Source organism: Stenotrophomonas sp. RG-453 (genome assembly GCF_033843685.1).
Lineage (GTDB): Bacteria > Pseudomonadota > Gammaproteobacteria > Xanthomonadales > Xanthomonadaceae > Stenotrophomonas > Stenotrophomonas bentonitica_A.
Window position 1 is genome coordinate 292022 of record NZ_JAMYED010000002.1, and the last position, 16507, is coordinate 308528.

A 16507-nucleotide genomic window follows, 5' to 3' on the forward strand; every position below is an offset into this window, starting at 1 on the left:
CCAAAGCGATGCGGTTCAATACGCCTCAAAGGCCGCCCTGCGGGCGCCTGAACGGGCGGGTTGGATGCCGGCGGAGAAAAGCGTACAATTTCAGTCCGCTTTATGGTTCTGCCCCCACCATGCTCCGCGTCACCAAGCTTACCGATTACGCCACCGTCGTGCTGACCGTACTCGCCGCCCGCCCGAGCGAGGTGCTCAGTGCCACCGAACTGGCCGAGTTCGCCCGTCTGGAACCGCCGACCGTCAGCAAGCTGCTCAAGCCTCTGGCCCAGGCCGGGCTGGTGGAAGGCCTGCGCGGCGTGCGCGGCGGCTACCGGCTGACCCGCGCGGCGGACCAGATCACCCTGTTCGAGATCGTGGAAGCCATGGAAGGGCCGCTGGGCCTGACCGAATGCGCCCACGACCACAGCCAGTGCGGCCGCGAGCTGCAGTGCGGCGCCCGCAGCAGCTGGCGGATGATCAACGACGTGGTGTCCGAAGCGCTGCGCGCGGTCACCCTGGCGCAGATCCTGCCCCCTCTTCCCCTTGTTGACGCCCACCGCCGCGCGATCGCGGCGGATGTCGTCTCCTGATCAGGCAGCCCCCATGGCCACCGATACCCTCGATACCGTCGCCACCGGCGATACCCCCAACCGCGAGATCCATGAGCAGCTCGGCCGCAAGTATTCGGCCGGCTTCATCACGGACATCGAATCGGACTCGTTGCCGCCCGGCCTGGACGAAGACACCATCCGTGCCCTGTCGGCCAAGAAGGACGAGCCGGAGTGGATGACGCAGTGGCGCCTGGACGCCTACCGCCACTTCCTGACCATGCCGATGCCGGACTGGGCCAAGCTGCAGATCGCACAGATCGACCTGCAGGCGCTGAGCTATTACTCCGCGCCGAAGGGCCCGAAGTACGCCTCGCTGGACGACGTGCCCAAGGAACTGCTGGATACCTACGACAAGCTCGGCGTGCCGCTGCATGAGCGCGCCAAGCTGGCCGGCGTGGCCGTGGATGCGGTGTTCGATTCGGTCTCCGTCGGCACCACGTTCCGCAAGGAACTGGCCGAGAAGGGCGTGATCTTCTGCTCCATGTCCGAAGCGATCAAGGAGCACCCGGCGCTGGTCAAACAGTACCTGGGCACCGTGGTGCCGGTCGGCGACAACTACTTCGCCGCACTCAACTCGGCGGTATTCTCCGATGGCAGCTTCGTGTTCATCCCCAAGGGCGTGCGTTGCCCGATGGAGCTGAGCACCTACTTCCGCATCAACGCCGGCCACACCGGCCAGTTCGAGCGCACGCTGATCATCTGCGAAGACAAGGCATACGTGTCCTACCTGGAAGGCTGCACCGCGCCGATGCGCGATGAGAACCAGCTGCACGCCGCGGTGGTCGAACTGGTCGCGCTGGAAGATGCCGAGATCAAGTACTCCACGGTGCAGAACTGGTACCCGGGCGACGAGAACGGTGTGGGCGGCATCTACAACTTCGTCACCAAGCGTGCCGAGTGCCGTGGCGCGCGCAGCAAGGTCACCTGGACCCAGGTCGAGACCGGCTCGGCGATCACCTGGAAGTACCCGTCGTGCGTGCTGCTTGGCGATGATTCGGTCGGCGAATTCCACTCCGTCGCGCTGACCCACCATCGTCAGCAGGCCGACACCGGCACCAAGATGATCCACATCGGCAAGCGCACCAAGAGCAAGATCGTCAGCAAGGGCATCAGCGCCGGCCACGGCCAGAACACCTACCGCGGCCTGGTGAAGATGGACCGTGGCGCCGAGGGTGCGCGCAACTACACCCAGTGCGACTCGCTGCTGATCGGCAAGAAATCCGGCGCGCACACCTTCCCCTATATCGAGGTGAAGAATCCCACCGCGACCGTCGAGCACGAAGCGACCACCTCCAAGATCTCCGACGACCAGCTGTTCTATTGCCGCGCCCGCGGCATCGACCAGGAAAACGCGGTCTCGATGATCGTCGACGGCTTCTGCAAGCAGGTCTTCCGCGAGCTGCCGATGGAGTTCGCGGTGGAAGCCAAGAAGCTGCTGGAAGTCAGCCTGGAAGGCTCGGTCGGATGAAGAGCGTGCTGACCTTGGCCCTGCTGCTTGGGGCTGCGGCGCCGGCGTCTGCCGAATCGGCCTGCGATGACCTGAGCACGCAGATGCAGATGAATGAGTGCGCCAACGAAGGGTTCGAAGAAGCCGACGCCGCGTTGAACGCGGTGTATCGGCAGGTGGTGGGCAAGCTGGCCGGTGCACCGGTGGCGCTGGCCAACCTTAAAGCCGCCCAGCGCCTGTGGGTGCAGCTGCGCGATGCCGATCTGGAAGCGCAGTACCCGGTCGGCAAGGATGAAGACCCGCGCATGCTGTACGGCTCGATGTACCCGATGCTCTATTCCGGGGCCAAGACTGCATTGACTCAAACCCGCACCGATTACCTGCGCAAAGAATTCCTCGAGCGCAGCGAATACGACCTCTGAGTCGCGCTGCCTCCAGTTCCCCTATCTGACAAGACGATTATCGACATGTTGAAGATCGACAACCTCCACGCACGCATCGGCGAAAAAGAGATTCTCAAGGGCCTCTCGCTCGACGTGAAGCCCGGCCAGGTGCACGCCATCATGGGCCCCAACGGCGCCGGCAAGTCCACCCTGGGCAATGTCCTGGCCGGCCGCGACGGCTATGACGTGAGCGAAGGCAGCGTGCAGTTCGAAGGCCGTGACCTGCTCGAGCTGGCGCCGGAAGAACGCGCCGCCGCCGGCCTGTTCCTGGCCTTCCAGTACCCGGTGGAAATCCCGGGCGTGAACAACACCTACTTCCTGCGCGCCGCGCTCAACGCCCAGCGCAAGGCGCGCGGCGAGGAAGAACTGGATTCGATGCAGTTCCTCAAGCTGGTGCGCCAGAAGCTGGCCGTGCTGCACCTGAAGGACGAACTGCTGCACCGCGGCGTCAACGAAGGCTTCTCCGGTGGCGAGAAGAAGCGCAACGAGATCTTCCAGCTGGCCGTGCTCGAGCCGAAGCTGGCGATCCTGGATGAAACCGACTCCGGCCTGGACATCGATGCGCTCAAGAGCGTGGCCGACGGCGTCAACGCGCTGCGTTCGCCGGACCGTTCCTTCATCGTGATCACCCATTACCAGCGCCTGCTCGACTACATCAAGCCGGACGTGGTGCACGTGCTGGCCGATGGCAGGATCGTGCAGAGCGGCGGCCCGGAACTGGCCCTGGAACTGGAAGCCCATGGCTACCACTTCCTGAAGGACCGCGTGGTGCCGGAGGCAGCGGTCTGATGAGCGCCCTGCTCGATTCCCTCGCCAGCGGCTTCTGCGGCAGCGATGCACGTCGCGCCGAGCTGGATGCCGCGCTGCAGGCCGGCCTGCCCGGCCCGCGTACCGAAGCCTGGAAATACACGTCGCTGCGCCAGCTGGAGCGTCGCAGCTTCCAGCCCGCCCCGCTCGCCGCGGCCGTGGTCGATGCCGCCCTGCTGGCCGACATCCCGTCGCCGCGGCTGGTGTTCGTCAATGGCCGCCCGTCCGGCGCGCTCAGCGAAGTCGCGGCGGTGCCGGCCGGTGTGCAGCTGGCCACACTGTCCTCGGCGCTGGCCGCCGGCGATGAAGCCGCCCGTTTCCTTGGCCGTCGCTTCGAGCGCAGCGAGGAAGTATTCGCCCGTCTCAACGCTGCACTCGCCGATGAAGGCGTGCTGCTGCGCGTGGAAGAAGGCGTGCAGGTCGAGGCGCCGCTGCAGCTGGTCTTCATCAGCGTGTCCGGCGAGACCGATCTGTCCTGGCATCACCGCCACCTGATCGAACTGCGCAGCGGTGCCGCGCTGGGCGTGGTCGAGCATCACCTGCATGTCGGTGATGCCGCGCACCTGGACAACACCCTGGTGCACGTTCACCTCGCGCAGGATGCCGTGCTCTCGCACGCTCGCGTGCAGGCCGATGCCACCCGCGCCACCTCGCTGCTGCGCACCGACGCCGTGCTGGCCCGCAACGCGCAGTACCGCCGCGTGGACCTGGAGCTGGGTGCGGCGCTGAGCCGCCATGAGCTCAACGTCCGCCTGGAAGGCGACAACGCCCAGCTCACCGCCAACGGTGTGCTGCTCGGCAATGGCCGCCGCCATGTCGATACGCGCCTGGGCATCGAGCACATCGCGCGCGATACCGCCTCGGAAATGGTCTGGCGTGGCGTCGCAGCCAACCGCAGCCGCGTGGTCTTCCACGGCGGCATCCACATCCGCGAAGGCGCCGATGGCACCGACGCCAACCTCTCCAACAAGAACCTGCTGCTGTCGGCCGATGCCGAGATCGATACCCAGCCCACCCTGGTGATCGATGCCGACGAAGTAAAGGCGGCACATGGCGCCACGGTTGGCCAGCTCGACGCGAACGCGCTGTTCTACCTGCGCTCGCGCGGCTTGCCGGCCGATCGTGCACAGCAGCTGCTGAGCGCCGCGTTCTGCCATGAACCGTTGAACGTCCTCGACGCACGCCTGACCGAGCAGCTCACCGCCCAGCTCAGCCGTGCGCTGGCCGTGGCGGGCGTGGCATGAACCTGTCCACGCCGCGCCCGGCTGCCGATACCGGCACCGCGCCCGACTGGGACCGCGTGCGCCTGGACTTCCCGCTGCTCATGCGTGAAGTGCACGGCAAGCCGCTGGTGTACTTCGACAACGCCAACACCGGCCAGAAGCCGGTGCAGGTGATCGGCGCGGTGGACGAGTTCTACCGCCGCTACAACGCCAACGTCAGCCGCGCGGTGCATGCGCTCGGCACCGAAGCGACCGATGCTTACGAAGGCGCACGCAACAAGCTGGCGCGCTTCCTCAACGTGCGCGCGAACGAACTGGTGCTGTGCAGTGGCACCACCTTCGCGATCAATCTGGTCGCGTATTCGTGGGCGTTGCCGCGGCTCAAGGCCGGTGATGTCATCCTCGTCTCGCGCATGGAGCACCATGCCAACATCGTGCCGTGGCAGCTGGTCGCCCAGCGCACGGGCGCGACAATCCGCGTGGCCGAGATCACCCCGGAGGGCGCATTGGACCTGGACGCGCTGCGCGCGGCGATGACCCCCGAGGTCAAGCTGCTCGCCGTCGCCCATGTCTCCAACGTGCTGGGCACGGTCAACCCGGTCCGCGAAATCTGCCGCGAGGCCCGCAAGCGCGGCATCATCACCGTGGTGGACGGCTCGCAGGCCGTGCCGCACCGCAAGGTCGACATCCCCGCGATCGGCTGCGACTTCTATGCCATCACCGGCCACAAGATGTGTGGTCCGACCGGCACCGGCGCCCTGTGGGCCAGGCGCGAACACCTTGATGCCATGCCGCCGTTCCTCGGCGGGGGCGAGATGATCAAGGAAGTGAGCTTCGAAGGCACCGTGTTCAACGACGCCCCGCACAAGTTCGAAGCCGGCACCCCGAACATCGCCGGCTTCATCGGCCTCGGCGTGGCGGTGGATTACCTCGAGTCGCTGGGCCTGGATCACGTGGAAGCCCGCGAAGGCGAGCTGCTGGCGCACTTCACCGAAGAGCTGAACAGGATCGACGGCCTGCGCATCTTCGGCACCACGCCGGACAAGGCGGCGGTGGTCTCCTTCCTGGTGGACGGCGCGCACTCGCACGATCTGGCCACCCTGCTCGACCTGGAAGGCGTCGCGGTCCGCTCGGGCCAGCACTGCGCGCACCCGCTGCTGCAGTACTACGGCGTCGCCGCCACCTGCCGTGCCTCGCTGGCGTTCTACAACACCCATGAGGAAATCGAGCGCTTCATCGTGGCGCTCAACAAGGTGCGCAAGCTGCTGGGCTGAGCCCGCGCCAGACTGCGCCCCACTCGAACGCCGTGGCCTGCCACGGCGTTTTTCATTGCGCGCCCCGCACATTTCCGTAGCGCTTCCTGCGGGCCTAAAATGGCGCCATGAGCACCCTGACCTTCCGCGCGGCCACTGCCGCCGACATCCCCGCCCTGATCGCCCTGGTCACTTCCGCCTACCGTGGCGATGCCAGCCGGGCCGGCTGGACCACCGAGGCCGACCTGCTGGACGGCGCCCGCATCGATGCCGACGGCCTGCAGGCCGACCTCGCCAAGCCACGCTCGACCATCCTGCTGGCCGAGCGCGATGGCCAGCTGCTGGCCTGCGCGCACGTGGCCGATGACCACGGCAAGGGCTACTTCGGCATGTTCTCGGTCGACCCGTCCCAGCAGGGCGGCGGCATCGGCAAGCAGCTGATGCTGGCCGCCGAGGCCCACGCGGCGCGCGAGTGGGGCGTGCCGGTCATGCAGATGACGGTGATCGACGTCCGCGACGAGCTGATCGCCTTCTACGAGCGCCGCGGCTACCAGCGCACCGGCATCAAGAAGCCCTTCCCGTATGGGGATGAACGTTTCGGCATCCCCAAGCGCGACGATCTGCGCTTCGAGATCCTGGAAAAGCCGCTGGCGGTGCCGGCATGAGCGAGACCTGGACCTTCGTCTGCGCCAGCGCCGAGCTGCTGCCCGGCGAGATGAAGAGCACCTTCGACGAAGTGACCGGGACGCCGATCGTGGTGTTCAACCTGGACGGGGAACTGTACGCACTCGAAGACCAGTGCACCCACGATGAGTTCGAGCTGTCGTCGGGCACCTTCGATACCGGCGAGGGCAGCATCGAGTGCGTCCTGCACGGGGCCCGTTTCGACGTGCGTGACGGCGCTGCCCTCTGCGCGCCGGCCTATTCGCCAGTGGCGAAGTTCCCGGTCAAGCGGGAACACGACGCCGTCTGGGCCCGCGACGACCGCGACTGATCCGGCCTGAACGCGGGCGTTTTGAAAACGCGAATTGTTCCTATTACCATAGGCATTGCGGTCACTTGGCCGCTCCTGCCCGGTAAGCCGTGTCCGCCAACCGCTCCGCCCTTGGTCTCGCCGCCCTGTGGGCCACGTTCTGCGTGGTGCTGCTGGCCTGCGGCTGGCTGACGGCCGGCGGCGCCGGTACCGCCGGTCCGGCGGCGGCGGCGGCGCACACCGCGGGCCTGCTGAGCGCCGACAGCGCGCGCCGGGCATCGGCGCCGTCCACGCCTGCACCGGAGCTTCCTGCCGAGCCGACCCTGGCGGCGGAGACCGGTGCCGACCCCGAGCCCAGCGCGCCGGCAGTACTGGCCCAGCTGCGCCGCACGCCCTGGGTCGCCGTCGTCCCGCTGTGGCCGTCCGACGCGCTGCGCTGGCAGCGGCTGGAACCTTCGCTGCGGCTCAACCCCGGCCACGCCCCGCCCCACGCCTGATTCCGGCGGCGACGCTGCGCGTCGCTGCCCGCCCACGCCCGCGCCATCGCGCCGCCGTCGGCCGTCTGCCCGTTTTCCCCACCTGCCTCCGCTCCGCCGTGACCGCCACACGCTGTCCGGCCTTCGTCCGTCCTGCCAGGAATCACCATGACCGTCCGCCCGACTCCGTTGTCGTCCGCCCTGCTGCTGGCCATCGCCGCCCCCGCCATCGCCCATGCCGAGGCCGACGCTGCCGATCCGCAGCGCGCCACCGAACTGGATGGCGTCGACGTCCACGGCGAGCGCGTGCGCGCGCAATCGTCCAAATTCACCGCGCCGCTGCTGGATACGCCCAAGTCGGTCAGCGTGATCTCCCAGCAGGTGATCGAACAGACCGCCGCCACCACCCTGCTCGATGCACTGCGCACCGTGCCGGGCATCACCTTCGGCGCCGGCGAAGGCGGCAACCCGACCGGTGACCGTCCCTTCATCCGCGGCTTCGATTCGGCCTCGGACATCTACGTCGATGGCATCCGCGACGCCGGCAGCCAGACCCGTGAAGTGTTCGCCATCGAGCAGATCGACGTGGTCAAAGGCCCGAGCTCGGCCTACTCCGGCCGCGGTTCAGCCGGCGGCACCATCAGCCTGGTCAGCAAGACGCCCAAGCTGGAGAACTTCGTGGCCGGCACCCTGGCCGCCGGCACGGACAGCTACTACCGCGGCACGCTCGATGCCAACCAGGTGATCGGCGACGGCATCGCCGCCCGCGTGAACATCATGAAGCACGAGGCCGACGTGGCCGGACGCGATGAAGTGAACAGCAGCCGCTGGGGCATCGCGCCGTCGCTGGCGTTCGGTCTGAACGGCCCGACCCAGGCGGTGATCAGCCACTACCACATGGAAACCGACGACCTGCCCGATGCCGGCGGCTTCCCGTACAACAACCCGTTCACCAGCGGCCCCAACCTGGCGCTCAATGGCGACGGCAGCCCGATCGTGACCAACCGCGACGCGTTCTACGGCCTGGTCGACCGCGATTTCCAGAAGACCAAGGCGGACATCACCACCTTGAACCTGTCGCATGATTTCGGCGGCATCGTCCTGCGCAACATCACCCGCTACGGGGACACCAGCAACGATTACCTGTGGACCCAGCCGGACGACAGCAAGGGCAATCCGAACCTGTTCGGCACCGTCTGGCGCCGCACCAACGCGCGCGCCACGCAGACCGACAGCTTCGTCAACCAGACCAGCGTTACCGGTGAGCTGGAGACCGGCCCGCTGCGCCACAGTTTCAACGCCGGCGTGGAATACAGCAGCGAAAAGACCGTGCGCGGCACCTACGCGATCGCCGACGTGCGCCGCCCCAATGGCCAGACCACCGCAGGCACCAACAACCCGCTGACCGGCAACCAGAGCTGCCCGACCACCGGCGCGGCCACCGGCTACAACTGCACCGACCTCACCAACCCCAACCCGAACGATCCGTGGTCGGCCACGCATACCGTCACCCGCAGCGACCCGGCCCGCGACGTGCGTCAGACCACCCGCACCAAGTCGGCCTATGTGTTCGACACGATCAGCTTCAGCGAGCAGTGGATGCTGAACCTGGGCGCGCGCTTCGACGACTACAACACGCATCAGTTCAACCCGACGGCCGCGGCCAACCTGCAGCACCTGCGCAACGACACCTCGTTCTGGAACGGCCAGGCCGGCCTGGTGTTCAAGCCGGTCGCCAACGGCAGCATCTACCTGTCCTGGGGCACCTCCTCCACCCCGGTCGGCGTGGACGGCGGTGATGGCGCCGACGGCATCAGCGCGACCATCCAGGACCTCAAGCCGCAGCGCAGCCGCAACATCGAGCTGGGCACCAAGTGGGATCTGTTCGATGCCCGCCTGTCGCTGACCGGTGCGATCTTCCAGACCGAGATGAGCAACGCGCGCGTGACCAGCGATGCGGGCACCACGCAGAACGCCGGCACCAAGAAGGTCAAGGGCGCCGAACTCGGCTTCAGCGGCACGATCGTGGAGGGGTGGCAGGTCTTCGGTGGCTACACCTACCTGGATGCCGTGGTCGAGGACAACGGCTTTGCGCTGGTCAACGGGGTCTACGTGCCATCGCCGTTCAACGGCAACGCATTCCCCAACACCGCCAAGCACAGCGCCAGCCTGTGGACCACGTGGGCGCCGTCGTTCGTGCCGGGCCTGAGCCTGGGCGCCGGTGCCAACTACGTGGACAAGGTCTACGGCAACGTCAACAACACCAAGTGGGTGCCATCCTATACCCGTTGGGATGCGATGGTCGGCTACGCCTTCAGCGAGCGCTACAGCCTGCAGTTGAACGTGCAGAACCTGACCAACAAAACCTACTTCACCAAGGCGTACGCTTCGCATTACGCCGCCATCGCGCCGGGCCGCTCGGCCACGTTGGCCTTCAATTTCAAGTTCTAAGCGATACGCCCCCTCCCGCGCGCTCGTGCGGGAGGGGCTGGAGCCCACCATGCTGCTGCACATTCCCGACGTCCTCACCGCCGAGCAGGTCACCCAGGCCCGCCAGCAGCTGGCCACGGCCGGCTGGACCGACGGCCGCCTGACCGCGGGTTACCAGTCCGCGCAGGCCAAGCACAACCTGCAGTTGCCCGAGTCCGATCCGGCCGCGCGTGCGGTCGGCTCGGCCATCCTCGATGCACTCGGCCGCAACAGCACCTTCTTCTCGGCCGCGTTGCCGCGTCGCATTTTCCCGCCCCTGTTCAACTGCTATCAGCCGGGGCAGACCTTCGGGTTCCATGTGGACAACGCCGTGCGCTACGACTACACCGCCCCCGGCCAGCCGCAGCCGGTGCGCACCGACCTGTCGGCCACGTTGTTCCTGAGCGACCCGGATGAGTACGAGGGTGGCGAGCTGGTGATCGAAGACACCTACGGCAACCAGCGGGTGAAACTGCCGGCGGGCCACATGGTGCTGTACCCGGGCACCAGCCTGCACCAGGTCACCCCCGTCACCGCCGGCACGCGGCTGGCCTCGTTCTTCTGGATCCAGAGCATGCTGCGTGATGACGGCCAGCGGCGCCTGATGTGGGACCTGGATGTCTCGATCCGCCGCCTCACCCATGACCACCCCGAACACCCTGCGCTGGTGAATCTCACCGGCGTGTATCACAACCTGCTGCGGCAGTGGGCCGATGTCTGAGGCGGCCCTGCCCGCGTTCAACGTGGCAGCACTGGCCGACCAGCTGCAGCACGATCCGGCCGCCGCGCTCGCCACGCTGGAAGCGACCGCGCAGCGCGGCGACCCACAGGCGCAGTTCCTGCTCGGGCAGGCCCGGATGGAAGGGCGCGGGATCGCGCCCGATGCGGCGGCGGCCGTGCTCTGGTTCGAGCGCGCCGCCAACGGTGGTCTGCCCCTCGCCATGAACATGCTCGGCCGCTGCCACGAACTCGGCACCGGGACGCCGATCAACCTGGCACTGGCCGCGGTCTGGTACCGCAAGGCAGCGGATGCCGAGTTGGACTGGGGCCTGTACAACCTGGCCAACCTGCTCGGCACCGGCCGCGGCGTGCCGCGCGATGACGCCGCCGCATTCGCGCTGTACCTGCGCGCGGCACGGCTGGGCCATGCGAAATCGATGAACCTGGTCGGCCGCTGTCTGGAAGACGGCATCGGTGTACCGGCCGATCCGCGTGCGGCACCGGCCTGGTACCGGCGTTCGGCCGAGGCCGGCGACTTCCGCGGGCAGGCCAGCCATGCCTCCCTGTTGCTCGCCGCCGGTGATATCGACGGTGCGGCGGACTGGCTGCGTCGCGCACTTGCACACGGGAGCCCGTCGTTTCTGGCTCACGTGCGCCCCACCTTGGCGGCCTCTCCGCATCCCGCGATCCGGGCGCTGGTCAGCTGATTCCTGCGCTCCGGACGCGCAGGGACCGAAATCATTAATCATTCTCATTTGCGTCCGCTAACGAATCTCACCTACAATCCCGCCGCGTTGCTGGTCGGCTGATCGACTGGCCGTTCACAGGGGCCCGCCTTGCGCCATCCACACCGCCATCGCAGCTTTGCTCCCGCCATGCGCGGGCGGCAGCAGGCGTTGTCGAGCGTGCTGGCATGGCTTGGCCTGCTGTCGCTGCTGCTGGCCGGCCTGCCCGTGCTGGAACGGGCCGCCCCGGGCAGCACTGTGATGGTCCTGCAGATGCCAATGGGCGAGCACCCGGCCGGCGGTGGTGAGACCGCACAGGAAGAAGCCCCGGCCAAGCCGCGCCGGGTCGCCAGCGCGCGCCCTGCCGCGACGCCGCCGCTGCCGCCCGCGTTGCCGCCGGTCGTGGAATCGCTGGATTCGCTGATGGCCACACTGGTGGCACAGCCGCCGCGGGTCGTACCGGCCATTGACTCGGCACCGGCCACGCCGCTGCCTGCCGCACCCGGCCTGCGCGTCCAGCGCGGCCAAGCCCCACCGCAGGGCTGATGCCGACCTTCGGCGGCGCCACCGTGCCCGCCTCCGGTCCTGCGCGTTCCGCCCGCCCCGGGCGTTCCTGATTCCTGCGCGTGCTGCCGCCCTGCGGCCTGCCACGTCGCGTCCGTTTTCTCCTTGCCGAGGTTGCCCCCATGGCCCAGCGCCATCGTCGTCGCACGTCCCTGTCCCGCTGCACCCTGTCCCTCGCCCTGCTCGGTGCGCTGAGCGCCCCGGCCTTCGCCCACGGCGACGCCGCCGCTCCGACCACGCTGGACAAGGTAGTGGTCACCGCCGCCGGCTTCGAACAGAAGATCGCCGATGCCCCGGCCAGCATCAGCGTGATCAGCCGCGAAGAGTTGAGCAAGCGCCCCTACACCAGCCTGGTGGATGCGCTGCGCGACGTGGAAGGCATCGACGTGGGCATGGAACCGACCGACAAGAACGGCCGCGCCACCATCTCCATGCGCGGCATGCCCTCGGACTACACCCTGGTGCTGATCGACGGTCGCCGCCAGAGCAACGCCGGCAACCTGTACCCGAACAACTTCGGCGGTGGCCAGTTCTCGTACATGCCGCCGCTGGATGCGATCGAACGCATCGAAGTGGTGCGCGGCCCGATGTCCACACTGTATGGCTCCGATGCCATGGGCGGGGTGATCAACATCATCACCCGCCGCAACCAGGCCGAGTGGCATGGCGCGGTCACCCAGGGCTTCACGGTGCAGCAGGACGACCAGTTCGGTGACGCGCGCAGCACCGATGTCTACCTCAGCGGCCCGCTGGTCAAGGACCGTCTGGGCGTGTCAGTGCGCGGCAGCTATTACGACGCCAAGGCCTCCAACCCGGAATGGGATGACCTGCCGCTGCCGGACGGCACGATGTGGTCGCGCAGCATCGGCTTCGGTGCCGGTGGCAAGGCGGTGGCCAACACGAACTGGAACGCGGGCATGCGCCTGAACTTCATCGTCAATGACGACCACGAGCTGTGGCTGGATTACGACGTGTCGCGCCAGAAGTACGACAACAGCGAAGGCCAGACCGGCACCCTGGACAGCCTGGCCAGCCTGTGGCGCGTGGGCAATGCCACGATCCCCAACCCGAACGGCCCCGGCAACGTCACCCGCCGGGTGGTGCAGCCGCGCGTGGGCTACACCGCCTACCAGCGTTACGAGCGCGACCAGCTGGCGCTGACCCATCAGGGCCGCTATGAATTCGGCACCTGGCAGACCACCCTGACCCACATCACCAGCAACAACCTCGGCCGCTCGCTGCCGCTGACGCTGGACGAACGCGCCGATCTGCAGACGCTGTGGAATGATGTCTGCCGCCGCACCGGCGCCGCCGCCAACTGCGCTGCCGGTGCACGCAACGGACTGGGCGCGCTCAACCCGGCCGAGATGGCGCGCCTGCAGGCCTTCCTGCCACGCCCGCTGCGCACCATGGAGCTGAAGGGCAACGTGCTGGACACGATGCTCGACCTCACCTTCGGTGCGCACAAGCTGACCGTGGGCGGCCAGTACAACGACACCGACATGGTCGACGGCGTGTTCGGCATGGATGGCGCCGGCTACAAAGACAACGTGAAGCAGCAGCACCGCATGTGGGCGCTGTTCGCCGAGGACAACTGGTCGCTGACCGATACCCTGACCGCCACGGTCGGCGTGCGCTATGACGATCACAACATCTTCGGCAGTCACGTCAGCCCGCGCGCCTACCTGGTGTGGAATGCCAACGATGCCTGGACCGTCAAGGGCGGCGTCAGCACCGGCTACAAAACACCGCGCCCGGACCAGTTGTTCCCCGGCATCGTCGGCTTCGGTGGCCAGGGCGTGACCCCGCTGGTCGGCTCGCCCAACCTGAAGCCGGAGACCAGCACCAACTACGAAATCGCCGCGTACTACGAAGGCGATCGCTGGGGCTTCAACGTCACCGGCTTCCTCAACAAGTTCGATGACAAGATCGCCAGCGGCGGCACCTTCGCCAACTGCGAAGTGGCCCCCAACGATGGCAGCTATTGCGTGGACATCGGCCCGGGCTGGGCCGAGCTGGGCTACAGCACCTTCGGGCAGAGCGTGAACATCGACAAGGCCGAAACCCGCGGCGTCGAGGCGGCGGCCCAGGTCGATCTGCTGGACAACCTGCAGCTGCGCGGCAACTACACCTGGACCAAGAGCGAGCAGACCAGCGGCATCGGCAAGGGCCTGCCGATCACCGGCAACCCGGCCAGACACATGGCCAATGCCAGCCTGAACTGGCAGATCAGCGAGGCGGTGAGCCTGTCGCTGATCGGCGAAGGCCGCTACGACCGCTACCGCGACACGCTGGTCAGCAATGTCGGCGGCGTCAGCAGCTCGCAGACCCGCTACTACGAGGACTACACGATCTTCCACCTCGGCGGCAGCTGGGACATCAACAACTGGCTGACCGTCAACGCGCGGGTCAACAACCTGTTCGACAAGGACTTCGTGTCGCAGTCCTGCGTGCTGATCAGCGACAGCGAATACAACTGCGTGGATGACTATTCCACCAAGGACCAGCGCCGCAGTTACTGGATCTCGTTGAACGCCAAGTTCTGAGGCACACCGGCGCGGCGTCCGTGGTGACGCCGCGCCCGGTCTTGACCTCGGGCAGCGGGCCGGCAACGGGCCGCTGCCTTCTTTGTCTACAAATTGCGAATCATTCTCATCAATGGTGTAATTCGCCCCTCAGTACTCTCTCTTCCGACCGTGGCCGCCAGCGCTCCCTCTTCCAGCGTGCAACAACAACGCCGCGGCTTCTGGCTGCGCACGCTGCACCAGTGGCACTGGATCAGCTCGGCGGTGTGCCTGATCGGCATGCTGCTGTTCGCCGCGACCGGCATCACCTTGAACCACGCCTCCCGGATCGAAGCCACGCCGGAGGTGGTCAGCCGCCAGCTGGAACTGCCTGCCGACCTGCTCGGCAAGCTGGGCGACCGCGCCGATGGCAAGGCACCGATCCCCCGCGTGGCCAGCCGCTGGCTGGATGCACAGCTCGGCATCTCGATCGGGCGTCGCCCGGCCGAATGGTCCGATGGCGAAATCTATCTCTCCATGCCCAGCCCGGGCGCGGACGCGTGGCTCAGTATCGACCGGGAATCCGGGGCGGTGGAATACGAATCCACGGCGCGCGGCTGGGTCTCCTATTTCAACGATCTGCACAAAGGGCGCAATGCCGGGCCCGCCTGGGGCTGGTTCCTGGATATCTTCGCCGTGGCCTGCCTGGTGTTCTGCATCACCGGCCTGTTCCTGCTGCACCTGCATGCCCGCCAGCGCCGCATGACCTGGCCGCTGGTCGGCCTGGGCCTGCTGATCCCGCTGCTGATCGCCCTGATCCTCATCCACTGACCGTCCCCTTCCGGAGCCGCACCATGCGCGTCACCCTGACCATCGCCCTGAGCGGCCTGCTGGCCACCTCGCCGGCCTATGCCACCACCCTGGACATCAATGTCGAGGTGCCCAAGCTCAACGTGGCCGAGTATCACCGCCCGTATGTGGCCGTGTGGCTGGAAGGCGCCGACCAGAAGGTCGCCGCCAACCTGTCGGTCTGGTATCAGCAGACCGGCAACGCCGAAGGCCATGGCACCAAGTGGTTGCCCGACCTGCGCCAGTGGTGGCGCAAGAGCGGCCGCACGCTGGAGGTGCCGGTGGACGGCGTGACCGGCCCGACCCGTCCGGTCGGCAAGCACGCGCTCTCGTTCAACGACAAGCAGCCCGCGCTCAAGGCGCTGGCACCGGGCAACTACACCCTCGTGGTGGAAGCGGTGCGCGAAGTCGGCGGACGCGAACTGCTCAAGATCCCCTTCACCTGGCCGGTCACGTCCGCACAGACGGGCAAGGCCCAGGGCGCGACCGAACTCGGTCTGGTCACCCTGTCCGCCAAGCCCTGATACCCCATCCACCTGGAGTTTTTCGATGAAGCGCACGCTCGTCCTCGCCGCCGCCATGGCCGCCGCACTTCCGTTCTCCGCCCTGGCCCACAAGGCCTGGCTGCAGCCCTCGCAGACCGTGATCGCGGGCACCAACCCGTGGATCACCGTCGATGCGGCGGTCTCCAACGACCTGTTCTACTTCAACCATGTGCCGCTGCGCCTGGACAACCTGGTCATCACCGCGCCGGACGGCAGCACCGTGCAGCCGCAGAACGCGGCGACCGGCAAGTTCCGCAGCGTGTTCGATGTCGAACTGACCCAGCAGGGCACCTACCGCCTGGCCACGATCAACAATGGGCTGTCGGCCAGCTGGGAAGAAGACGGCAAGCCCAAGCGCTGGCGCGGCACCCCTGCCACCTTCGCCACCGAGGTACCGAAGAACGCGAAGAACCTCCAGGTCTCGCAGTCGGTCGGTCGCGTGGAAACCTTCGTCACCAATGGCACCCCGAACGACACCGCGCTCAAGCCGACCAACCAGGGCATCGAGATGATCGCGCTGGCCCACCCGAACGATCTGGTCGCCGGTGAAGCCGCGCGCTTCCGCGTGCTGGTCGACGGCAAGCCGACCGCCGGGCTGGACTTCGAGATCACCCGTGGCGGTACCCGGTACCGCAATGCGCAGGAAGAGATCAAGGTCAGCACCGATGCCAAGGGCGAATTCGCCGTGACCTGGCCGGAAGCGGGCATGTACTGGCTGGAAACCGGCACCGAGGACAGCAAGACCTCGATCAAGGAAGCCAAGAAGCGTCGCCTGAGCTACGTGGCCACGCTGGAAGTGCTGCCGGAGTAACGGCATCCGGCGCGCCGTGCGCGCGCCGTCCTCCCCACCCGCCCCCGCCGACCTGACGGGGGCTTTTCACCCGACGCATTCCGGCCATCGGGCTTACCAAGGCCC

At 67.3% G+C, this 16507-nt stretch carries 17 protein-coding genes; all 17 read left to right on the top strand.

Going from position 1 to position 16507, the window contains the following annotated elements:
- Positions 1-119 precede the first annotated feature (119 nt).
- The 17 genes from NJD74_RS03850 (at position 120) to NJD74_RS03930 (ending at position 16402) form a co-directional block, all read left to right on the top strand.
- Positions 120-572 carry an SUF system Fe-S cluster assembly regulator gene (locus NJD74_RS03850; protein WP_319623704.1) on the top strand — a complete coding sequence of 151 codons (453 nt, stop codon included), beginning with the start codon at positions 120-122 and terminating at the stop codon, positions 570-572.
- Positions 573-585: 13 nt separating this feature from the next.
- Positions 586-2061 (top strand): Fe-S cluster assembly protein SufB, encoded by a 1476-nt coding sequence (gene sufB, locus NJD74_RS03855; RefSeq protein ID WP_102789103.1) that lies wholly within the window; start codon positions 586-588, stop codon positions 2059-2061.
- Positions 2058-2462, top strand: a complete 405-nt coding sequence (locus NJD74_RS03860; protein ID WP_102789104.1) for a lysozyme inhibitor LprI family protein — start codon at positions 2058-2060, stop codon at positions 2460-2462. The genes sufB and NJD74_RS03860 overlap by 4 nt, the downstream gene beginning before the upstream one ends.
- Before the next feature lie 45 nt (positions 2463-2507).
- On the top strand, positions 2508-3272 hold the full coding sequence (sufC, locus tag NJD74_RS03865; protein ID WP_019185669.1) for a Fe-S cluster assembly ATPase SufC: 765 nt from the start codon (positions 2508-2510) through the stop codon (positions 3270-3272).
- A complete protein-coding gene (gene sufD / locus NJD74_RS03870; RefSeq protein WP_319623705.1) occupies positions 3272-4534 on the top strand; it encodes a Fe-S cluster assembly protein SufD in 1263 nt (420 codons plus the stop codon). Before sufC ends, sufD begins: the two co-directional genes overlap by 1 nt.
- A complete protein-coding gene (locus NJD74_RS03875; protein WP_102789106.1) occupies positions 4531-5787 on the top strand; it encodes a cysteine desulfurase in 1257 nt (418 codons plus the stop codon). Before sufD ends, NJD74_RS03875 begins: the two co-directional genes overlap by 4 nt.
- A 107-nt stretch (positions 5788-5894) precedes the next feature.
- On the top strand, positions 5895-6431 hold the full coding sequence (locus NJD74_RS03880; protein WP_019185666.1) for a GNAT family N-acetyltransferase: 537 nt from the start codon (positions 5895-5897) through the stop codon (positions 6429-6431).
- A complete protein-coding gene (locus tag NJD74_RS03885; protein ID WP_019185665.1) occupies positions 6428-6760 on the top strand; it encodes a non-heme iron oxygenase ferredoxin subunit in 333 nt (110 codons plus the stop codon). The genes NJD74_RS03880 and NJD74_RS03885 overlap by 4 nt, the downstream gene beginning before the upstream one ends.
- 89 nt (positions 6761-6849) lie before the next feature.
- A complete protein-coding gene (locus NJD74_RS03890) occupies positions 6850-7236 on the top strand; it encodes a hypothetical protein (RefSeq protein WP_319623706.1) in 387 nt (128 codons plus the stop codon).
- Positions 7237-7383: 147 nt separating this feature from the next.
- Positions 7384-9666 (top strand): TonB-dependent siderophore receptor, encoded by a 2283-nt coding sequence (locus NJD74_RS03895; RefSeq protein WP_102789108.1) that lies wholly within the window; start codon positions 7384-7386, stop codon positions 9664-9666.
- 49 nt (positions 9667-9715) lie between these two features.
- Positions 9716-10405: a Fe2+-dependent dioxygenase gene (locus NJD74_RS03900; protein WP_019185662.1), complete on the top strand. Its 690-nt coding sequence runs from the start codon at positions 9716-9718 to the stop codon at positions 10403-10405.
- Positions 10398-11111, top strand: coding sequence for a tetratricopeptide repeat protein (locus tag NJD74_RS03905; protein WP_102789109.1), 714 nt, complete (start codon positions 10398-10400; stop codon positions 11109-11111). Before NJD74_RS03900 ends, NJD74_RS03905 begins: the two co-directional genes overlap by 8 nt.
- 129 nt (positions 11112-11240) lie before the next feature.
- Positions 11241-11675 carry a hypothetical protein gene (locus NJD74_RS03910; RefSeq protein WP_146027609.1) on the top strand — a complete coding sequence of 145 codons (435 nt, stop codon included), beginning with the start codon at positions 11241-11243 and terminating at the stop codon, positions 11673-11675.
- 140 nt (positions 11676-11815) lie between these two features.
- The gene (locus tag NJD74_RS03915; RefSeq protein WP_319623707.1) at positions 11816-14239 is read left to right on the top strand and encodes a TonB-dependent receptor; all 2424 of its coding nucleotides are present in this window, start codon (positions 11816-11818) and stop codon (positions 14237-14239) included.
- 150 nt (positions 14240-14389) lie between these two features.
- Entirely contained in the window at positions 14390-15028 is a 639-nt protein-coding gene (locus tag NJD74_RS03920; RefSeq protein WP_345785050.1) for a PepSY-associated TM helix domain-containing protein, read from the top strand.
- A 23-nt stretch (positions 15029-15051) separates the two neighbouring features.
- Positions 15052-15570, top strand: a complete 519-nt coding sequence (locus NJD74_RS03925; protein ID WP_319623708.1) for a DUF2271 domain-containing protein — start codon at positions 15052-15054, stop codon at positions 15568-15570.
- A gap of 25 nt (positions 15571-15595) precedes the next feature.
- The gene (locus NJD74_RS03930) at positions 15596-16402 is read left to right on the top strand and encodes a DUF4198 domain-containing protein (RefSeq protein WP_293984385.1); all 807 of its coding nucleotides are present in this window, start codon (positions 15596-15598) and stop codon (positions 16400-16402) included.
- The last annotated feature ends 105 nt before the right edge of the window (positions 16403-16507 follow it).